The organism is Azospirillum sp. UENF 211521, from assembly GCF_058780535.1.
Window position 1 is genome coordinate 388,572 of the sequence record NZ_JBSNCF010000005.1, and the last position, 19,125, is coordinate 407,696.

17 protein-coding genes and 1 pseudogene are annotated in these 19,125 nt (G+C 68.9%); 13 read left to right on the forward strand and 5 right to left on the reverse strand.

Annotated features, from left to right (window positions below; translation table 11 throughout):
* Positions 1-26: 26 nt before the first annotated feature.
* Positions 27-1,454: a sigma-54 interaction domain-containing protein gene (locus ACWPN5_RS30930; protein WP_492299393.1), complete on the reverse strand. Its 1,428-nt coding sequence runs from the start codon at positions 1,452-1,454 to the stop codon at positions 27-29.
* Between the two features lie 275 nt (positions 1,455-1,729).
* Between ACWPN5_RS30930 and ACWPN5_RS30935 the strand changes: the two genes are divergently transcribed.
* From ACWPN5_RS30935 to ACWPN5_RS30975, 9 genes and pseudogenes are all read left to right on the forward strand, one after another.
* Positions 1,730-2,641 carry a 3-hydroxyacyl-CoA dehydrogenase family protein gene (locus tag ACWPN5_RS30935; protein WP_492299395.1) on the forward strand — a complete coding sequence of 304 codons (912 nt, stop codon included), beginning with the start codon at positions 1,730-1,732 and terminating at the stop codon, positions 2,639-2,641.
* A 57-nt stretch (positions 2,642-2,698) separates the two neighbouring features.
* Positions 2,699-3,649, forward strand: coding sequence for a 3,5-dioxohexanoate:acetyl-CoA acetone transferase (kce, locus tag ACWPN5_RS30940; protein ID WP_145683829.1), 951 nt, complete (start codon positions 2,699-2,701; stop codon positions 3,647-3,649).
* 46 nt (positions 3,650-3,695) lie between these two features.
* On the forward strand, positions 3,696-4,475 hold the full coding sequence (locus ACWPN5_RS30945; RefSeq protein ID WP_492299396.1) for a 3-hydroxybutyrate dehydrogenase: 780 nt from the start codon (positions 3,696-3,698) through the stop codon (positions 4,473-4,475).
* A 41-nt stretch (positions 4,476-4,516) separates the two neighbouring features.
* Complete coding sequence (locus ACWPN5_RS30950; RefSeq protein ID WP_145683825.1) at positions 4,517-5,731, forward strand: ABC transporter substrate-binding protein; 1,215 nt, start codon at positions 4,517-4,519, stop codon at positions 5,729-5,731.
* Positions 5,732-6,095: 364 nt separating this feature from the next.
* Positions 6,096-7,382: an ABC transporter substrate-binding protein gene (locus ACWPN5_RS30955; protein ID WP_492299398.1), complete on the forward strand. Its 1,287-nt coding sequence runs from the start codon at positions 6,096-6,098 to the stop codon at positions 7,380-7,382.
* Between the two features lie 3 nt (positions 7,383-7,385).
* On the forward strand, positions 7,386-8,819 hold the full coding sequence (locus ACWPN5_RS30960) for a di-heme oxidoreductase family protein (protein WP_492299400.1): 1,434 nt from the start codon (positions 7,386-7,388) through the stop codon (positions 8,817-8,819).
* Between the two features lie 39 nt (positions 8,820-8,858).
* Positions 8,859-9,263: pseudogene (locus tag ACWPN5_RS30965) on the forward strand (TonB-dependent receptor plug domain-containing protein); the annotation flags it as partial.
* 412 nt (positions 9,264-9,675) lie between these two features.
* Positions 9,676-10,929, forward strand: coding sequence for a TonB-dependent receptor plug domain-containing protein (locus ACWPN5_RS30970; RefSeq protein ID WP_492299402.1), 1,254 nt, complete (start codon positions 9,676-9,678; stop codon positions 10,927-10,929).
* Between the two features lie 494 nt (positions 10,930-11,423).
* On the forward strand, positions 11,424-11,843 hold the full coding sequence (locus tag ACWPN5_RS30975; protein WP_492299404.1) for a TonB family protein: 420 nt from the start codon (positions 11,424-11,426) through the stop codon (positions 11,841-11,843).
* On the opposite strand, the gene ACWPN5_RS30980 is transcribed toward ACWPN5_RS30975, so the two are convergent.
* Genes ACWPN5_RS30980 through ACWPN5_RS30995 form a run of 4 tightly spaced genes read right to left on the reverse strand, consistent with a single transcriptional unit; the run spans position 11,836 to position 14,627 of the window.
* On the reverse strand, positions 11,836-12,204 hold the full coding sequence (locus ACWPN5_RS30980) for a helix-turn-helix domain-containing protein (RefSeq protein WP_145683817.1): 369 nt from the start codon (positions 12,202-12,204) through the stop codon (positions 11,836-11,838). The two genes, ACWPN5_RS30975 and ACWPN5_RS30980, sit on opposite strands and share 8 nt — an antisense overlap.
* On the reverse strand, positions 12,197-12,451 hold the full coding sequence (locus ACWPN5_RS30985) for a type II toxin-antitoxin system RelE family toxin (protein WP_145683815.1): 255 nt from the start codon (positions 12,449-12,451) through the stop codon (positions 12,197-12,199). The genes ACWPN5_RS30980 and ACWPN5_RS30985 overlap by 8 nt, the downstream gene beginning before the upstream one ends.
* 50 nt (positions 12,452-12,501) lie before the next feature.
* A complete protein-coding gene (locus ACWPN5_RS30990; protein WP_492299406.1) occupies positions 12,502-13,194 on the reverse strand; it encodes a helix-turn-helix domain-containing protein in 693 nt (230 codons plus the stop codon).
* Positions 13,191-14,627 (reverse strand): FAD-binding oxidoreductase, encoded by a 1,437-nt coding sequence (locus tag ACWPN5_RS30995; protein ID WP_492299408.1) that lies wholly within the window; start codon positions 14,625-14,627, stop codon positions 13,191-13,193. The genes ACWPN5_RS30990 and ACWPN5_RS30995 overlap by 4 nt, the downstream gene beginning before the upstream one ends.
* A gap of 252 nt (positions 14,628-14,879) precedes the next feature.
* Between ACWPN5_RS30995 and ACWPN5_RS31000 the strand changes: the two genes are divergently transcribed.
* From ACWPN5_RS31000 to ACWPN5_RS31015, 4 genes are all read left to right on the forward strand, one after another.
* The gene (locus tag ACWPN5_RS31000; protein WP_492299410.1) at positions 14,880-16,028 is read left to right on the forward strand and encodes an alpha-hydroxy acid oxidase; all 1,149 of its coding nucleotides are present in this window, start codon (positions 14,880-14,882) and stop codon (positions 16,026-16,028) included.
* 393 nt (positions 16,029-16,421) lie between these two features.
* Positions 16,422-17,321, forward strand: coding sequence for a 4-hydroxy-tetrahydrodipicolinate synthase (gene dapA, locus ACWPN5_RS31005; protein WP_492299411.1), 900 nt, complete (start codon positions 16,422-16,424; stop codon positions 17,319-17,321).
* Between the two features lie 145 nt (positions 17,322-17,466).
* Complete coding sequence (locus ACWPN5_RS31010; RefSeq protein WP_145683806.1) at positions 17,467-18,321, forward strand: transporter substrate-binding domain-containing protein; 855 nt, start codon at positions 17,467-17,469, stop codon at positions 18,319-18,321.
* 108 nt (positions 18,322-18,429) lie between these two features.
* Positions 18,430-19,092: an amino acid ABC transporter permease gene (locus ACWPN5_RS31015; RefSeq protein WP_137106964.1), complete on the forward strand. Its 663-nt coding sequence runs from the start codon at positions 18,430-18,432 to the stop codon at positions 19,090-19,092.
* Positions 19,093-19,125 lie beyond the last annotated feature (33 nt).

Consider the following 19,125-nt stretch of genomic DNA (forward strand, 5'->3'; position numbering starts at 1 on the left):
CTGCCACAAGGGGGGCGGTGCGGCGCCTACGCGTCGGAGTCCGCCGTGATGCCGTGCTTGCGCAGCTTCGCGTAGAGGTTGGTGCGCGACAGGCCGAGGCTCCGCGCGGCTTCGAGCTTGTTGCCCTGCGCGTCTTCGAGCGCGGCGAGGATGAGCGAGCGTTCCAGCTCGTCCATGCTGTCGGCGAGGGGACGCTTGCGCGCCGGCAGTGCGGTTGGCCGGGTGGCGGCTCCGGGAAGGATGTCGGCGAAGTCGTCGGACAGGATGCGTTCGCCTTCGGTGCGCACATAGACCTGCTCGATGACGTTGGCCAGTTCACGAACGTTGCCCGGCCAGTCGTGTCCGCGCAGCGCGTCGAGCGCCCCAGGGGTGAGGTCGCGCATCGGCTGGTCGAGGCTGACCGCCATCCGTTCCGAGAACAGCGACGCGAGGATTTCCAGATCCTCCTTGTGGTCGCGCAGCGCCGGCAGCTGGATCGGGAAGACGTTGAGCCGGTAATAGAGGTCCGAGCGGAAGGTGCCGTTCCGCATCATCTCCGGCAACGGCCGGCTGGTCGCGGCGATGATGCGGACATCGACCTTGATGACCTGGTTGGACCCGAGCGGCTCGACCTCGCGCTCCTGAAGCACGCGCAGCAGCTTGGCCTGAAGCGGCAGCGGCATGTCGCCGATCTCGTCGAGGAACAGCGTGCCACCGTGCGCGAGCTGGAATTTTCCGGGCCGCGGCTGGCGCCCCGCGCCGGTGTAGGCGCCCGGCGCGACGCCGAAGAACTCCGCCTCCAACAGGTTCTCAGGCACCGCCGCGACGTTGACGCCGACGAAGGGACGGTCGGCGCGGTCCGAGGCGGCGTGGATCGCCTGCGCGACCAGCTCCTTTCCGGTCCCCGTCTCGCCCAGCACCAGCACCGCCGAGTTGATCTGGCCCGCCTTGCGCACCAGCCGCTTCACCTGGAGCATCGCCGGGCTGAAGCCGACGAGGTTCTCGACCGAGTATTTCGGCGCCCGGCTGGCGGCAAGCTCCTGTTCCATGCGCGCGAGGCGCGATTGCAGCTTGTTGAAGCGCTCGGCGATGGGGCGGAGGTAGGTCAGGCTGTTCTTCAGGGCGAAGGCGAGGGCGCCGATGATCTCCCCCTGTTCGTCGCGCAGGGGCAGGCGGCTGACCAGCAGCGTGTGCTCGCCGTAGCGCATGATGTCGAGCGGGAAGGAGCGGCCGGTCTCCACCACGTCGCGCATCTGGCTGTGCGGGATGACCCGCTCGACGGGCTGCCCCACCACCTCGGCCAGGGAGCGGATGCCCAGCAGCGCCTTGCGCTTGTCATCGAACCAGACGTGCTTATCATTGGACCAGACGATTCGCGCGTCCTTGTCGACGAGGATGGCGCCGTCGATCATCTCGTCGATCATCACCATCAGGGCGCGCGCCGCCGCGAAGTGTTCATCTGGTCCCGCCGCCATGGCCCGCCTCCCGCCGCGTCGCTTTTGTCAATATTCTGAACACTGTTTGTCAAAATTCAGCACACGACGGAACCCCTGATTGCCGGGGCTTCAGCGGACGGGTGATCCGATCCCCAGGCAATCCGCCCACCTGCTTGGCCCAACCCGTTTCCTGGCAACGCTTCCCATCATTGGCACGCCCCTTGCTTTGATTGCTCCAAGAAAATATGGGTGCAGCGAACAATTGGCCGAACGGCCGTCGCAGCGCCATCAGGCAGGGGGGAAGCGGCAAAGGCATGACGCAGCAGCGTGTTGGAATCATCGGTGCCGGGCTGATGGGGCATGGGATTGCCCAGGCGTTCGCCGTCGCCGGGCACCCGGTCGCCATCCATGAGCCCGATCCCGATCGCCGGGCCGGGATCGTCGGGCGGGTCCGCGGCAACCTTGAAACTCTGGGAATGGACGCCGCCGCCGCGGAGCGGATCCGGCCCTGCGACTCCCTGGAGGACGCCGTCGGCGACGCGGACGTCGTCATCGAAGCGGTTCCGGAGGATCTGCCCCTCAAGCAGCGGATCTTCCTGGCGGTCGAGGCCGCCGCTCCGCCCCATGCGCTTCTGGCGAGCAACACGTCGGTGATCCCGATCACCCGGATCATGGAGCCGCTCCGCGACAAGTCCCGCGCCTTGGGCACCCACTGGTGGAACCCGCCGTACCAGATCCCGCTCGTCGAGGTCATCCAGACCGCCGACACCGCCGACGCGACGGTCGCCGGAATGATCGGGCTGCTGGCCGCGATCGGCAAGACGCCGGTGCATGTCCGCAAGGACGTTCCCGGTTTCATCGGCAACCGTTTGCAGCACGCGCTCTGGCGCGAGGCCATCGCGCTCGTCCAGAACGGCGTGTGCGACGCCGAGACGGTGGACGCCGTGGTCAAGGCCAGCTTCGGCCGCCGCCTTGCCGTGCTGGGGCCGCTGGAGAACGCCGACCTCGTCGGCACCGACCTGACCCTGGCGGTGCACGAGCATGTCCTGCCCGACCTCGACCGGACGCCGGAACCGTTGCCCCTGCTGCGCGACCTCGTCGCATCCGGGCGGCTGGGCATGAAGTCTGGCGCCGGTTTCCGGAGCTGGACGGAGGCGCAGCGGACCGAGACCCACGCCCGTCTGGCGGCCCACCTCCAGCGGCTGGACGGCGTCGAGCGCGGATGACCGCGCGCCGTTCACCGCCCCTTTCCTTTCGAATTGAACCCACACAGGGAACGTTCCATGGCCGCACCACAGAAGGCACCACAGAAGAAGGTCATCATCAGCTGCGCATTGACGGGGTCGATCCACACCCCGACCATGTCGGACGCGCTGCCGGTGACGCCCGATGAGATCGTCGAGCAGGGCGTCGGCGCCGCCGAGGCCGGGGCGGCGATCCTCCACCTGCACGCCCGCGATCCCCGGACCGGGCAGCCGACGCCGGACCCGGCGGTGTTCATGCAGTTCCTGCCGCGCCTCAAGCAGTCCACCGACGCGGTGCTCAACATCACCACCGGCGGCTCGCTCAACATGACGGTGCAGGAGCGCCTCGCCGCCCCGCTCCAGGCCCGGCCGGAGATGTGCTCGCTCAACATGGGCTCGATGAACTTCGGCATCTTCCCGCTGGCCGACCGTTACCAGGGCTGGAAGCACGACTGGGAGGAGCCCTATCTGCGCAGCACCGACGATTTCATCTTCCGCAACACCTTCCGCGACATCGCCACCATCCTGGAGCATCTGGGCGAGGGCTGCGGAACGCGCTTCGAATTCGAGTGCTACGACGTCGGGCACCTCTACAACCTCGCCCACTTCGTCGATCGGGGGCTGGTGAAGCCGCCCTTCTTCGTTCAGACGATCTTCGGCATCCTCGGCGGCATCGGCGCGGAGCAGCGCAACCTTGTCTTCATGCGCGAGACCGCCGACCGGCTGTTCGGGACGGATTACGAATGGTCGGTGCTCGCCGCCGGCCGTCACCAGATCCCCTTCACGACCATGGCCGCGGTCATGGGCGGCAACGTCCGGGTCGGGCTGGAGGACAGCCTCTATCTCAGCAAGGGCCGGCTGGCCCGGAACAGCGCGGAGCAGGTGGCGAAGATCCGCCGGATTCTCGAAGAGCTGTCGCTTGAGGTCGCCACCCCCGCCGAGGCGCGCGCCATGCTCGCGCTGAAAGGCGCCGATCAGGTGGCCTTCTGACCGGCAGGACGCCTCAGACCCCATGACGCCTGAAAGAAGGACAGAGATGCGAAACAGAAACGCCGTCGTCACCGGCTCCACCACCGGCATCGGGCTGGCGACCGCCCGCGAACTCGCCCGCCGGGGCTGCCATGTGATGCTCAACGGTTTCGGCGACCGCACGGAGATCGACCGGCTGTGCGCGGACATCGCGGCGCAGAGCGGCACGAAAATCGTCTATTCGGGGGCCGACCTCAGCCGGCCGGAGGAGGCCCGCGCCTTGATGGCCGACGCGGTGGCGGCGCTCGGCCCCATCGACATCCTGGTGAACAACGCCGGGGTGCAGCATGTGGCGGCGGTGCACGAGTTCCCCGACGACAAATGGGACCTGCTGCTCGCCGTCAACCTCAGCGCCGCCTTCCACACCATCAAGGCGGCCCTTCCCGCGATGCGGGAGCGCCGCTGGGGACGCATCGTCAACACGGCGTCGGTCCTCGGCTTGGTCGGCGCCCCGCACAAGCCCGCCTATGTCGCGACCAAGCACGGCATCATCGGCCTGACGAAGTCGGTGGCGATCGAGGTGGCGGAGCACGGCATCACCTGCAACGCGGTGTGCCCCGGCACGGTGCTGACCCCGATCATCGAGAAGCAGATCGCCCAGCAGGCGCAGGTCACCGGCCTGCCGGAAGACCGGATTCTCCAGGCGGTGTTCCTCGACCGCATGCCGACCGGCCGGCTGATCCCGCCGGAGGAGGTCGCCGCCGCCATCGCCTTCCTGTGCTCCGACGCCGCCGCGTCGATCACCGGCACCGCGATCCCCGTGGACGGCGGCTACACGACCCACTGACACCCAAACCACCAAGAAAACAACACCCTAGGGAGTGAACCATGCGCAGCACCCGTCTTGCCGGCCTTCTTGCCGGAGTCGCCTTCGCCGCCCTGGCGTCCGGCACAGCCCAGGCCCAGATGTCGGACAACGTCATCAAGATCGGCATGCTGTCCGACCGGTCCGGCATCTACGCCGACATCAACGGCGAGGGCTCGGCGGTCGCCGCGCGGCTGGCCGCCGAGGAGTTCGGCAACGCCATCAACGGCACCAAGATCGAGATCATCGTCGGCGACCACCAGAACAAGGCGGACATCGCCGCCAACCTCGCCCGCCAGTGGATCGACGTGGAGAAGGTCGACGTCGTCGCCGACGTGCCGAACTCCGCCGCTGCGCTGGCCGTGCAGGGCATCACCAAGGACAAGAAGCGCATCTTCCTGATGTCCGGCCCCGGCTCCACCGACCTGACGGGCAAGGATTGCAGCCCCTACGGCTTCCTGTGGACCTGGGACAACCACGCGGTGGCGTCCTCCACCGCCCGCGCGCTGGTCGAGCAGGGCAAGAAGAGCTGGTTCTTCATCACCGCGGACTACGCCTTCGGCCATTCGCTGGAAACGGAGGCGGCCAACACCGTCAAGACGCTCGGCGGCACCATCAAGGGCAGCGTCCGCCATCCCCTGGCGAGTTCGGACTTCTCGTCCTTCCTGTTGCAGGCCCAGGCCTCGGGCGCGGAGGTGGTCGCCTTCGCCAACGCCGGCGGAGACACCATCAACGCGGTCAAGCAGGCCGCCGAGTTCGGCATTCCCCAGGGCGGTCAGACGCTGGCCGGCCTGCTGCTGAACGTCAACGACATCCACGCGCTGGGCCTCGACACCGCGCAGGGGCTGATGCTGGCGAACTCCTTCTACTGGGACATGAACGACGAGACCCGCGCCTGGTCGAAGAAATTCGAGGAGCGGACCGGGCGCAAGCCGTCGATGAACCAGGCGGGCGTCTATTCGGCGGTCAAGCATTACCTGAAGGCCGTGCAGGAGGCCGGCACCGACGACGCGGACAAGGTCGCCGCCAAGATGCGTGCCACGCCCATCAGCGACATGATGATGAAGGACGCGAAGATCGCCGACAACGGCCGGATTTTCAACGACATGTATCTGGCGCAGATCAAGACGCCGGGCGAGTCGAAGGCGGCCTGGGACTACTTCAAGATCCTCAAGACCATCCCCGGCGAGCAGGCCTACATCAACCCGAAGGACAGCGGTTGCCCTCTCGTGAAGTGACGGGTTGATTGCATTTGAAGTCCCCTCTCCCCTCTGGGGAGAGGGTTAGGGTGAGGGGGTTGCGCTTTTGCAGGACGTATCGCCACGCGCACCCCCCTCACCGGCCCTCCGGGCCACCCTCTCCCCAGAGGGGAGAGGGTGATAAGGGTCAAATGCGATAGCTCTGGGAGTGACGGGGTAACGTGAGGCCGGCCGGGGAGCGGGCGCGCTCCCCGGCTGGCGGGCGCCGTTTCCATGTCCATATTTTATTCACGGTTATATACTAAACGTATATAGCGCCGTTGACAGACGCCGGTATGCGCTGTATCCAAACAAACACAGCGAATGGATACGGCTGTATCGGTCCCCTGTGACGGAGCCCGCGATGAGACTGCGTGCGTTGGTTGTGCTGGCGATGGGCATCCTTCCGGGTGCACTGCATGCGGAGCCCCTGGAATCGAGCCTGCTCGTCCTGACCAGCTACCCCGACGAGTTGGTCTCCCGCTTCGAGGCGGCGTTCGAGCGGGCCAATCCCGGCACGGACCTGCGCGTTCTCTGGAAGACCGGGCGGGAGGCGATGCCGATCCTGCGCGGCGCCGACCAGGGCGGCGTGGACGTCTACTGGACCCCGGCGCTGCGCAACTTCCCGTTGCTGCGCGACGAGGGGCGGCTCCGCCCGCTGGACATCGCTTCACCGGGGCTCGATCGCGAGGCCCTGCCGGGCCGCATCGGGGCGCAGAGCCTGTCCGACCCCTCGGGCCGCTTCGAAGCGTTCGAGGTCGCCGGTTACGGGATCGTGGTCAATCCGGCCTATCTGGCGGACCGCGGTTTGCCGACGCCGCGGCGCTGGGCCGACCTCGCCGACCCGGCGCTGGCCGGGCACGTCGCCTTTCCGGTGCCCTCGCGGGTGGGATTCGCCCCGGTGCTGGTGGACATCATCCTCCAGGCCGAGGGCTGGGCGGCGGGCTGGACGCTGCTGCAACGCATCGCCGCCGGCGCCGAACTCGCCGACCGCGGACCGGGGGTGGGCGACAGCGTGGCCTCCGGGCGGCGTGGCGCCGGCCCGACCATCGACTTCCAGGCGCTGAACGCCCAGGCCGACGGCAGGCCGGTGGAGATTCTCTATCCGGAGCGCACCGCCTGGCTGCCCGCCCACATCGGCGTGACCGCCGCCGCCCCGCACCCGAGGGCCGCCGCCGCCTTCGTCGCCTTCGCCCTGTCGGAGGAGGGGCAGCGGATTCTCTTCCACCCGGACATCCGACGCCACCCGGTCCGCCCCGCGGTCTACCGGGACGCCCCGGCGGGAACCGGCAACCCCTTCGCCGCGGCCGGCGACTTCGCCTACGGGACGGAGCGGGGCAGCCGCCGCGAACCGGTGGTCGCCGCGCTGTTCGACGCGCTGATCACCCGCCGTCAGGACGAGCTGCGCGAGTTGCTGGCTCTGCTGGACGAGGCGCGGCGGGCCGCCGCCCGGACGGGCGATCCCGCCCTCGCCGCGAAGGCGGAGGAGGCGCTGGCCCTCGCCACCGCGGTCCCGGTGACGGAGTACGAGGCCGCCGGCCTGACCGTCACCCCGGCGCTCGACCAGGACTGGGCGGAGCGCATCGGCAAGGCCCGCGCCGCCGCCACGGACACCGCCCGCGCCGTGCTGGCCGCCGCCAAGGAGCCCTGACCCGTGCGCCGGACCCTCCACGCCCTTCTCGGCTTGTCGGTCGCCCTGTCCGCAACGGCGGGAGCGGCGGTCCAGGCCGCTGCCCCGGCCAACCCGACGCGCGCCGCCTTCGACCAGACCCTGCCGCCGACCGACGAGGCGCAGCGCGTCCGGTTCACCATCGGGCGCATCCTGTTCAACCATGTCTGGACGCCGGGCGGCTCGGACCCGGAGGCCGGGACCGGCGTCGGCCGCGCTCAGGCCGGCGGGCGGGCGCTGGTGCAGAACGGCTTCGCCGGGGAAGGCGGGTTCCACGGGCTGGGGCCGACCTACAACCGGCTGTCCTGCGCCGCCTGCCACATCAAGAACGGGCGGGGCGAGCCGCCGCAGGGTCCCGACGACGCGCTGCGCGCCATGCTGGTCCGCCTGTCGGTGCCCGGCGAGGACGCGCATGGCGGACCGAAGCCGCACCCCGCCTACGGCGACCAGATCAACGACCAGTCGGTGCCCGGCGTCCCGGCGGAGGCGCGTGTCTTCTTCACGTGGCACGAGCGGGTGGAGCGTCTGGCCGACGGCACCGAGGTGCCGCTGCGCGCCCCGAAAATCCGCGTCACCGACTTGACCTTCGGGCCGCTCGGCGACGATGTGATGACCTCGCCGCGCATGGGGCCGCCGGTCTTCGGGCTGGGCCTGCTGGAGGCGGTGCCGGAGCGCGTCGTCCTGGCGCTGGCCGAGGCGCAGGCGCGCGAGGGCGTGGTCGCCGGCCAGACCAACCGCGTCTGGGACCGCGAAGCCGGGGTGGAGGCGCTCGGCCGCTTCGGGCTGAAGGCCAACCAGCCGACCGTGCGCCAGCAGATCGCCGGGGCCTTCGTCGGCGACCTCGGCATCACCACGCGCCTCTATCCGGAGCCCAACTGTCCGGAGGCGCAGGACGCCTGCACCGCTTATGCCGCCAAGGATGAGGGGCCGCAGCCGGAACTGTCCGAGGCGATGCTGGACACCATCCATCTCTACACGCTGGCGCTCCAGCCGCCGCCGCGGCGCAACGCGGACGACCCGGCGGTGCGCCGCGGCGAGGCGGTCTTTGCGGAGACCGGCTGCGCCCGCTGCCACGCCCCCAGCCTGGAGACGGCGGAGCATCCTCTCCTGCCGGGGTTGGGCGGAGGGACGATCCATCCCTACAGCGACCTGCTGCTGCACGACCTGGGCGACGGGCTGGCCGACGGGCGGCCCGATCACCGCGCCAGCGGTCGGCAGTGGCGCACGGCGCCGCTGTGGGGGCTGGGCCTCGTCCCGCTGATAGCCGACCACCCCGCCTATCTGCACGACGGCCGCGCCCGCAACCCGCTGGAGGCCGTGCTGTGGCACGGCGGCGAGGCCCAGGGCAGCGCCGACGCCGTGCGTGCCCTGCCCACCGCCGACCGCGCGGCGCTTCTGGCCTTCCTCGCTTCGCTCTGATCCACACCTTCCGCTGACGCTCTTCCCCTCAGGAGTCCGATGAGACGATTGCTGCTTGCCGCTGCGTCGTCGGCCGTGCTGGCCGCCGCGCAGAACGCCCCTGCTTTGGCCCAATCCGCCGCTCAAACGGCCGCGCCCGACGAGCCCGTCTACCGGCTGGGCCAGATCAACGCGACGGCCCAGGCGGCCGGCGGCACCCCGGTCGGCGGCTCCGTCCTGTCGTCGGAGGACATCGCCCGCTTCAACCGCGAGCGGCTGGACCGCGCGCTCGACCTGCTGCCGGGCGTCAGCATCGCCACCACCCGCGGCCCGCGCAACGAGCGCTACGTCACCGTGCGCGGCTACGACCGGTTCCAGGTGCCGCTCTATCTGGACGGCGTGCAGCTCTACCTGCCGGCGGACAACCGCTTCGACCTCGGCCGCTTCCTGACCGGCGATCTGGCCGAGATCCAGGTGGCCAAGGGCTACGCCTCGGTTCTCGACGGGCCGGGCGGGCTCGGCGGCTCGATCAACCTCGTCAGCCGCAAGCCGACGCGCGAGCTGGAAGGCGAGTTGCGCACCGGCATCAACCTCGACGCCACGGGCGCCTTCTCCGGCTATCTGACCAGCGCCAGCGCCGGGACGAGGCAGGAGCGCTTCTACGTCCAGGGCGGCATCGCCAAGGTCGAGCAGAACTTCTTCCGCCTGTCCGACAACTACACGCCCACCGCCAACGAGAATGGCGGCCGGCGCGAGGGGGCGGAGAGCCGCGACTGGCGGGTGAACGCCAAATTCGGCTTCACGCCCAACGACACCGACGAGTATTCCTTCAACGTGTTGAAGCAGAACGGCTCCAAGGGCGCCCCGCTGCACACCTATGATCCAGCCAGCAGCCAGACCATGCGCTATTGGAAATGGCCGGAATGGGCGGTGCAGAACCTGTCCTTCAATTCGCGCACGCAGCTCGGCGACAAGTCCTACATCAGAGACGCGGCTGTTCCATTCGACCTTCGACAACAAGCTCAATTCCTACGACGACCGCCGCTACGTCCGGCAGAGCACGTCGCGGGCCTTCACCAGCATCTACGACGACCGCGCCTATGGCGGCGGCGTGGAACTGGGCACCGACCTGATCCCGCGCAACACGCTGAAGGGCGCCGTGCATGTCCGCCGCGACGAGCACGAAGAATTCCAGACCCTCTACGCGCCGCGCTTCCGCGAGCCGACCCAGGCGAGCGTCGAGGACACCTACTCGGTGGCGCTGGAGAACACCTTCCACGCCACCGGGGCGGTGGATGTGGTGACCGGCGCCAGCTACGACTGGCGCGACCTGCGCAAGGCCCAGGACTGGGACGGCACCAACACCGGCCGTTTCGTCACTTACCCGACGAAGGACATGGACGCCTTCAATTGGCAGGGCGCGGTGATCTGGCGTTACAGCGCCACCGGCGAGACCCACGCCAGCGTGTCCAGCCGCACCCGCTTCCCGACGCTGTTCGAGCGCTTCAGCTCGCGCTTCGGCGGGGCCGTGTCGAATCCGGGGCTGAAGCCGGAACGCGCCATCAATTACGAGATCGGCGCGTCCGAGCAGGTCTTCGGCAACACCCGCCTGGAAGGGGCGGTGTTCGTCAACGACCTGACCGACGCCATCCAGTCGGTCAACATGATCTACAACGGCCAGTCGGTGACGCAGAACCGCAACGTCGGGTCGGGCTTCGACCGCGGCTTCGAGCTGTTGGCGCGCACGCTGCTCTCCGAGTGGCTGGAGATCGGCGGCAACTACACGCTGCTGGTCCGCACGCTCGACGCCGCGGGCACCCCGGAGCCCAAGCCGACCGGCACGCCGACCCACAAGCTGTTCGCCTACGCCGATGTCCAGCCCATGGAGGCGCTGCATGTCGTGCCGTCGCTGGAGGTGTCCTCGAACCGCTGGACCAGCAACTCCGCGCAGACGGCCTACTACCGAACCGGCGCCTACGCGCTGGCGAACCTCAAGGTCTCCTACGAGATCGTCAAGGGTGTGGAGGCGGAGGCTGTGGTCCGCAACATCACCGACCGCAACTACCAGCTCATGGACGGCTATCCGGAGGAGGGGCGCAGCTTCTATCTCGGGGCGCGCTACCAGTTCTGACCCGGAAGACGGCGGGCTGACCACAGGGTCTGAGCATGGACGTCCTGCGCGCCGGCGATGCGGCGATCGTTGGAGAAGGGGAGGGGGATGGGCCATGGGCACCCTGGGCTTTCGCCCTGTCCGCCCTGGCCCATGCCGCCTTGCTGGGCCTGCTGATCGCCACGGTCGAGACACCGACTGTGCCGGTTCCAGAGGCGGTCAGCGTCGATATCGTGCTGGGAAGCGGTGTGGAAACAGCGGCTGACGCGGGGGGAGGCCCGGACAGTGGCGGAGAGTCCAATGCTGAGCCGCCGCCGGCCGCTCCCGCCGCCGAACCGGCGCCGCACCCGGAACCGCGACGGGTCGAGACCGTTCCGCTTCCAGACCCGTCGCCCCCCGACGTTCCGGGCTCCGATGCGCCGGTTCCGGCTCGCAAGCCGGCGGTGAAGCCGGTGACAGCGGTCACCCGCGTTCCCTCAGCAACTCTCCCGTCACCGGCCATCCCAGCAACAAACATGGCCGGGAATCGCGACGGGGTGGCCGCCGCCGGGTCAGCGGCCGGAACGGCGATGGGCAGCGGGATGAACGGCTCCGCTGTGGCGGATGCCGGTGCCGGTGCCGGTGCCGGCGTCGGTAGCGGTGGCGCGGACGCCATGCGCGTCTATCTGGAGGAGGTGCGTCGCCGCCTTCAGGCCCGCCTTGCGGTGCCGGCGGAGGCGCGGCGGTTGCGGCTGGGCGGGACGGTGCTGGTGCGCTTCACGGTGCAGCGCAACGGCAGCGTTCCGGGCGAGTCCATGGCCGTCCTGTCCGGCCCCGGCGTCGCGGTGCTGGAGCGGGCGGCGCTGGAGACGGTCGCCCGGACCGCACCCTTTCCACCCCCGCCCAAGCCGGCCACCGTCGAGGTGCCGGTGCTGTTCGCCGTGTCGGTCAGGTGAGGTCGTCGAGTTCCACCCGAAGGGCGTCGGCGATCCGCTTGAGCACATCCACGGAACCACCCCGCGTGCCGGCCTCGATCTGCGAGACATAAGCTTGCTTGAGGCCGGTGGCCTCGGCGAGCTGAGCCTGTGTCATGCCGCGGTGGTCGCGGAAGACCTTCACCGGATGCTCGCCCCCCAGCAGCCGCTCGGCCACCTCATCGGGGAAGGTTTCCGGTTGCGTGGCCTTGTAGACATCGAAGGCGCGGGTCGCGGTTGCCTCGTCGGCGGCTTCCAGCAATCGTTCATATTCGGCGATGGGCAGAACCGCGAAGGCCGGATTGCCGTTGCCATCCCGGATGATCTGCGCGGAATCAGTCATAGATGCCTCCTCTCGGGCCGATTTCGATGACGATCAGCACCAGCGCACCGGATTCGAGGTCATAAACGATCCGCCAGTCTCCGACGCGGAGCCGGTAGCCGTCCCGGCCCTTCAGCTTCTTCACGTTCCGCGCGTTCGCCGGGTCGGCAGCCACCTCCTGCAGCTTCAGGCGGATCAGCTCCGCCGTGTTGCGCGGCATTCGGCGAAGCGTCTTCAGAGCTGCCGCGGTATAGCGGATCGTGTGCATCGCATAAATATAGCGTTCCGCTATTTATCCATCAACCGGATCGTTATGTGTCATTGATATTTGGCGTAGACCCAGAGCACGCGGGCGTCCCCGTCCCCCTCCGACACCCAGAGATGGGGGGTGCTGGCGTCGTAATACATGGAATCGCCGGCATCCAGACGCAGCGGCTCGTAGATCTGGCTGTGCACGATCAGGGTGCCGGAGACGACGTGGAGGAACAGCTCTGCGTCGTACTTGGCCCATTCCGGGTAGGCGTCGATCGAGCGGGCGACGACGGTGGTCATGATCGGGGTCATGACCTTGTTCGTCAGGTCCGGGCAGAGCCAGGCGTTGTTGCAGGTGCCGGTCGGGAAGGGGCGGCCTTCGCCTGCCCGCGTCACCGAGCGGCGGCCGGCGACGCGCAGTGCCGGGGTCGCCCCGCCGATGATCGCCGCGGCGTCCATCTCGAAGCCGGCGGCGATTTTCAGCAGGGTCGTGACCGTCGGCGACAGCTCGTTCCGCTCGATCTTGGACAGGGTGGACAGCCCCACCCCGGTGCGGTCGGCCGCCTGCTGGAGCGTCAGCCCAAGGCGCTTGCGCAGATTCTTCAGCCGGACGCCGAGGTCCAGCTCGCCGTCCGTCCCGTTCTGGGAAGACGCCGCGGTGGCCGCGTCGGGCCGCTCGATCACATCCATGGTGTCGTCCGCCGCCTGTCGTGTCGCGATTCGTCGTACATGCTTGGTCGTCAGGGCGGGCCGCTTCATTGAGGGTCCTCGAACACCAGAACCTTTCCAGGATTCATCATATGGTCAGGGTCCAGCAACGCTTTGATCTGCGTCATCAGCCGGTAGCGCGCCGGATCGATGGAGCGGGACAGCCGTTTGCGGTTGCTGAGGCCGATCCCGTGCTCCGCGCTGATCGAACCATCGCAGGCGAGCGTCGCGCTGTCGACGATCTCGTTGATGCGCTCCGCCGTCGCCTCGAAATCGTCGCGGGACGGGAAGGCGTCGTGGTCGAAATGGATCACCGCGTGCAGGTTGCCGTCGCCGACATGGCCGACGAACAGCAGCCGCGCCTGCGGGAAGGCAGTGCGCACGCCACGCTCCGTCTCCGCCGCGAAGTCGCCCAGCCGGTCGAGCGGCACCACCGTGTCGTAGGAGACACTGATTCCGGCGACCTTGTTCGCCTCCGACACCGAATGGCGCAGGCGCCACAGCGCCTCGCGCTGCGCGCCGCTCCTGGGGATCACGGCGTCGGCGACGAGACCGCGCTCCAGGGCGTCGGCAAGGCAATCCTCAAGAATTGAGGAGAGATCCATGGCGGCGAAGCTGTCCTCCGCCTCGATCAGCACGTACCAGGGGTGCGGCTCCGCGAAGGGCAGGGTGCAGCCGGGAATGTGGTCGAGGACGAGCTGCATCTGCGAGTGCGACATCACCTCGTAGGCGCTGACCCGGTCGCCGAGGCGGGCGCGGACGGAGGCCAGAAGCTCCAGCGCCTGGGCGAGATGGCCGGCGCCGGCCATGGCTGTGGCGCTCGTCTGCGGCTGCGGGAACAGCTTCAGCACCGCCGCCGTGATGATCCCCAGCGTGCCCTCCGCCCCGATGAACAGCTGGCGCACGGCGTAGCCGCTGTTGTCCTTGCGCAGGCGCTTCAGGTCGTTCATCACCGAGCCGTCGGGAAGCACCACCTCCAGCCCCAGCACCATGTCGCGCATCGGGCCGTAGCGCAGAACGGCCGTGCCGCCGGCGTTGGTCGCGATGTTGCCGCCGATCTGGCAGCTCCCCTCCGCCCCCAGGCTGAGCGGGAAGAGGCGCCCGGCCTCCTGCGCGCGGGCCTGCAGATCGGCCAGGATGCAGCCGGCCTCCACCGTCATGGTGTTGTCCAGCGGGCTGACCTGACGGACCCGGTTCAGACGGTCGAGCCGAAGCACCACCGTGTCGTCGGAGAAGGGCGTGGCGCCGCCGCACATCCCGGTGTTGCCGCCCTGCGGGACGATCCTGCCGCCATGCTCGCGCACCAGCAGGACGGTCGCCGCCACCTGCCCGGTGTCCGCCGGATAGACGGCGCACAGCGCCGTGCCCTGGTAGCGGCCCCGCCAGTCGCGGGTCAGCGGCTCCAGATCCGTGGCCTGCGCGACCACATGGCGCTCCCCGAGGAGCGTGCGCAACGACGTCAGCAGAGCCTGTGGATCACGCATCGGGCAGGTCCTTGTGGCTTTGAGTCCGGAGTGGCTTCGGGTGCGGAGAACGGCGGGAGCGGGTGCCGGGGCGGACATCGGCGAGGCGAACAATCGGCCGGCGTGATCGGACGTTGACGATATTGTTGCACAATGTCTAGCATACGAAAAAATCTTCCTGAAAAGATAATTTTCGCCGGAGCGACCCCCGATGGGCATACCCAACGAACCGCGCAAGCCGCGCGTCCTCTCCCGCCAAGCGGGGAGACGGCGGTGACGGCGCCGCTCAACATCGCCGAGGCCCGGCGGCGGGCGCGGTCCCGGCTTCCGCGTGGCCTGTTCGAGTACATCGACCGCGGCGCCGAGGATGAAACGGGCATCGCGACGAGCAAAACGGCGCTCGACAACCTCGTCTTCAAGCCGCGCGTTCTGGTGGACGTGTCGAAACGCGACACCACCACCCGCCTGTTCGGGGTGAGCCAGCCCATGCCACTGGTGGTAGCGCCCACCGCCGTGGCCGGGCTGGTCTGGTACGACGGCGAGGTGGAACTGGCCAAGGCCGCCGCCGCGGTCGGCATTCCCTTCTGCGTCTCCACCCAGTCCATCACCTCGATCGAGCGGATCGCCGGGGAATCCGGGGCGCGGCTGTGGTTCCAACTCTATGTCTGGCGCAGCCGCGAGCGCACCCGCGAGTTGGTGCGGCGCGCCGAACGGGCCGGGGCGGAGGCCCTCGTCCTGACCGTCGACACGGCGGTGACGCCCAACCGCGAATACAACATCCGCAACGGCTTCGGGATTCCGATCAAGCCCTCGCTGCGCGCCGGGCTGGACTGTCTCGCCCATCCGCGCTGGTTCGCCGGGGTCTTCGCCAAGTACCTGAGCAACGGCGGCGTGCCGACCTACGCCCACTATCCCGACGAGTTCCGCACCGCGCTGGGGCGGGTCGCCGTCGGGGACGAGATCAGCCTCGCCCAGGACGTGGGGTGGGACGACGTGCGGAGCCTGCGGGACACCTGGAAGGGCAAGCTGATCGTGAAGGGCGTGCTGCGCGCCGACGACGCGGAGAGGGCGGCCGAGCTGGGGGTGGACGGAATCGTCGTTTCCAACCACGGCGCCCGCAACCTGGACCACGCCATCCACCCCATGCGCTGCCTCGCGGACATCGCCGAGCGGGTCGGCGACCGGATGACCGTCCTGGCCGACAGCGGGGTGCGGCGCGGCAGCCATGCCGCCGGCTATCTGGGGCTCGGAGCCCAGGGCGTGCTGCTCGGCCGCGCCGTCCTCTATGGGCTGGCCACCGGCGGTGCCGCGGGGGCGCAGGCGGTGCTGGAGATGGTCCGGCGCGAGCTTCTCACCACCATGGGCTTCCTCGGCGCCCCGACCGTGGCCGACATCGCGGGGACCGTGGAACGGCCACGTTGACGTGTGCTGACGGGCCGTTTTTATCGTATCGTACTTTTTTGTCCATGATACGATTTGTTGTTGCAGCGAAGTGAAAAATGATGTGACATCTTGGTCATCGGATGTGAACGAGGCCGGTCTGAAGGTCCCATAAGCGACGCTTCCATCGCTCCGTTCGCTCCGGCACGGCCCAGCATGGTGATGAGACGCGTCACGCAGGGTGTGGGTTCAGGCACGGATTTCCGGCGGCGCGCCGGTCTTTGTCGATTTCATCGAACTCTTTTCGTCACGCTTTTTTCCGATCGTCCCAATCCGGCTTCCCGCATCGCGGGGGCAAGGCCGCCCTGCGGCCGCGCCGACCCGCTGCAAACGCCACACGATTCAAACGCCACGCTTGAGAAATCCGAGGACCCCATGGCACTCACCCATTCGGAGATCAGCGGCCTGTTCAGCGCCATCGTCACGCCGTTGGCGGCCGACGGCTCCGTCGACATCGCCGGCCTGAAGCGGCTGGTGCGCCACCAGCTCGACGCCGGGGCGTCCGGCGTCGTGCCGATCGGCGGCACCGGCGAGTATCCCGCCCTGTCGCGGGACGAGCGCAAGCGCGTCGTGGCCGCCTGCGTGGAGGAGGCCGGCGGCAAGCCGGTGATCCCCGGCGTGCTGTCCACCGGCTTCCAGGACGCGGTCGAGGCCGGGCGCGACTTCGCCGCCGCCGGGGCCGCCGCGGTGATGACCGTCACCCCCTATTACGCCGCCGGCACCCAGGAGGGCATGCGCGCCTACTTCCGCGCCTACCGCGACGCGGTGGACCTGCCGGTCATGCTCTACCAGATCCCCCGCCGCACCACCGTGGCGGTCACCGCCGAGGGCGTGCAGGCGATGGCGGAGGACGGCTCCATCATCGGCATGAAGTTCTCCTCCTACGACATGCCGGAATTCATCAAGACGATGAAGTACGCCGGCGACAGGATCTCGGTGCTGAGCGGCGAGGAGCCTTTGTTCGCCACCCACGTCGCGCTGGGCGCGCGGGGCGGCGTGCTGGCCTCGGCGACCATCTACCCGAGGATCTGGCTGCGCATCTTCGAACTGGCGCGCGCCGGCAAGCTCAACGAGGCGCTGGCCGAGCAGACCCGGATCGACCCGGTGGTGAATTCCATCTTCCTGGAAACCAACCCCGGCCCGCTGAAGGCCTTCATGGCGATGGCCGGCATGCCGGTCGGCGGGGTACGGCTGCCGCTGACCGCGCCGACCACCGAGACCACCGAGAAGCTCCAGGCCGTCGCCCGGCACGCGCGCGAGATCGCGCTCGCCTGACGGCCGAGGGAAGGGGCCGGGCGCCCGACCTCCCCCGGGGAGCGCCCCAACAACGCGAAGCCGCAGCAGCGGCCGGTCAACGAACACGGAATGGCCTGAAGACACGTCCGGTCGGACAGCCCGACGGACCACAAGGGAGACGGACATGGTGAATCGCAGGGAACTGGCTGGGTTTCTGGGCGCCGGCGCGGCCGTCGGCGCTTTCGGGGCCACCATGGCGGCGGGCATCGCCCCGGCCGCGGCGCAGGACGGCGGCAGCTCCTTCGACCGCGTCCTGAAGGCCAAGAAGCTGCGCATCGGCGGCGTGGCGACCGGCGCCCCCTGGATCATGAAGGACCAGACGACCGGCCAGTGGTCGGGCCAGTTCTGGGACATCGGCTCGGCGCTCGCCGCCGACATGGACGTCGGCATCGAGGTGGTCGAGACCACCTGGGGCAACGCCATCCTCGATCTCCAGGCCAACAAGATCGACGTCATGTTCGGCATGAACCCGACGCCCAAACGCGCCCTGGCCGTCGACTTCACGGTCCCGGTCTACAACAGCGCCCTGGTCGTCATCGCCAAGCCGGGCTTCGAGCCGAAGAGCTGGGCCGACATGAACAAGCCGGAGGTGAAGATCGCGGTAGACGTCGGTTCCGCCCACGATCAGGTGGCCAGCCGCCTCTGCCCGAACGCCCAGATCATCCGCTTCAAGTCGCTGGACGAGGCGACGCTGGCCGTGCGCAGCGGCCGGGCCGACGCCCAGTCGATCTTCTGGATGGGCGGCGTGCGCGCGGTGAAGCGCGACCCGTCGCTGGGCAAGGTCGTCGTGCCGCGCCCGGTCTTCGGCTCCACCTCGAACGCGGCGGTGCGGCGCGAGCCGGACAAGACCCTGCGCGACTTCGTGAACACCTGGATCGTCTACGCCCAGGGCCTGGGCCTGATCCGCGAGGCGGTGGTGAACAGCCTCGCCAAGGTGGACATCGCCATGAGCGACATCCCGGAAGGCATCACCTTCTAAAGCGAACGTCCGTTCGCTTCCGCCGACGGACCTGGGTTCCGATGACGCACGGCGGCCGGCCCCACCGGGATTCGGCCGCCGTTCCGAAGTTTTGCAAGCAGGCCCGCCATGTACACCTTCAACTTCGAGATGCTCTGGGGATACCGCTGGCTGTTCCTGAACGGCACGCTGGTCACCATCGGCCTGACGGCCGCCGTCGTCGTGCTGGGCCTGCTGCTGGGGCTGGTCGGCGGGCTGGCCCAGCTCTCGCGCTTCGCGGTGCTGCGCTGGATCTCCTGGGCCTACATCGAGCTGTTCCGCTGCACGCCGCTGCTGGTGCAGCTCCTCTGGTTCTACTACGCGCTGCCGATGCTGACCGGCATCCAGATCGACGCGATCACCGCCTCCGTCCTCACCCTGTCGCTCTACGGCGGCTCCTTCTACGCGGAGGTGATCCGCGGCGGCGTGGTCTCCATCGAGGCGGGCCAGACGGAGGCCGGGCTGGCGCTCGGCCTGACGCCGGCCAAGGTGATGCGGCGCATCGTGCTGCCCCAGGCGGTCAAGCGCATGATCCCGCCGCTGATGAACCAGTCGATCATCCAGTTCAAGAACACCTCGCTGGTCTCGGTGGTGGCGGTGCCCGATCTTCTCTACCAGGGGCAGGTCGCCGCGACGGACACCTTCCGCCCGCTGGAGGTCTACACCATCGTCGCGCTGATCTACTTCGTCGTGCTGGTCCCCCTGACGGCCATCGTGAAGCGGGGCGAGAAGCAGCTCCAGACCGGCCATTGAGGTCCGGGTCATTGATGCTCCCCCGGCGATCCA

Bases quoted from the DNA above. Each gene is read 5' to 3' on its own strand.
- ACWPN5_RS30935 (WP_492299395.1), top strand. From the start codon at position 1,730: ATGACGCAGCAGCGTGTTGGAATCATCGGTGCCGGGCTGATGGGGCAT.
- ACWPN5_RS30980 (WP_145683817.1), bottom strand. From the start codon at position 12,204: ATGACTGATTCCGCGCAGATCATCCGGGATGGCAACGGCAATCCGGCC.
- kce (WP_145683829.1), top strand. From the start codon at position 2,699: ATGGCCGCACCACAGAAGGCACCACAGAAGAAGGTCATCATCAGCTGC.
- ACWPN5_RS30985 (WP_145683815.1), bottom strand. From the start codon at position 12,451: ATGCACACGATCCGCTATACCGCGGCAGCTCTGAAGACGCTTCGCCGA.
- ACWPN5_RS30995 (WP_492299408.1), bottom strand. From the start codon at position 14,627: ATGCGTGATCCACAGGCTCTGCTGACGTCGTTGCGCACGCTCCTCGGG.
- ACWPN5_RS30950 (WP_145683825.1), top strand. From the start codon at position 4,517: ATGCGCAGCACCCGTCTTGCCGGCCTTCTTGCCGGAGTCGCCTTCGCC.
- ACWPN5_RS31010 (WP_145683806.1), top strand. From the start codon at position 17,467: ATGGTGAATCGCAGGGAACTGGCTGGGTTTCTGGGCGCCGGCGCGGCC.
- ACWPN5_RS30930 (WP_492299393.1), bottom strand. From the start codon at position 1,454: ATGGCGGCGGGACCAGATGAACACTTCGCGGCGGCGCGCGCCCTGATG.
- dapA (WP_492299411.1), top strand. From the start codon at position 16,422: ATGGCACTCACCCATTCGGAGATCAGCGGCCTGTTCAGCGCCATCGTC.
- ACWPN5_RS30975 (WP_492299404.1), top strand. From the start codon at position 11,424: ATGGCCGGGAATCGCGACGGGGTGGCCGCCGCCGGGTCAGCGGCCGGA.
- ACWPN5_RS30945 (WP_492299396.1), top strand. From the start codon at position 3,696: ATGCGAAACAGAAACGCCGTCGTCACCGGCTCCACCACCGGCATCGGG.
- ACWPN5_RS30970 (WP_492299402.1), top strand. From the start codon at position 9,676: ATGATCCAGCCAGCAGCCAGACCATGCGCTATTGGAAATGGCCGGAAT.
- ACWPN5_RS30990 (WP_492299406.1), bottom strand. From the start codon at position 13,194: ATGAAGCGGCCCGCCCTGACGACCAAGCATGTACGACGAATCGCGACA.
- ACWPN5_RS31015 (WP_137106964.1), top strand. From the start codon at position 18,430: ATGTACACCTTCAACTTCGAGATGCTCTGGGGATACCGCTGGCTGTTC.
- ACWPN5_RS30955 (WP_492299398.1), top strand. From the start codon at position 6,096: ATGAGACTGCGTGCGTTGGTTGTGCTGGCGATGGGCATCCTTCCGGGT.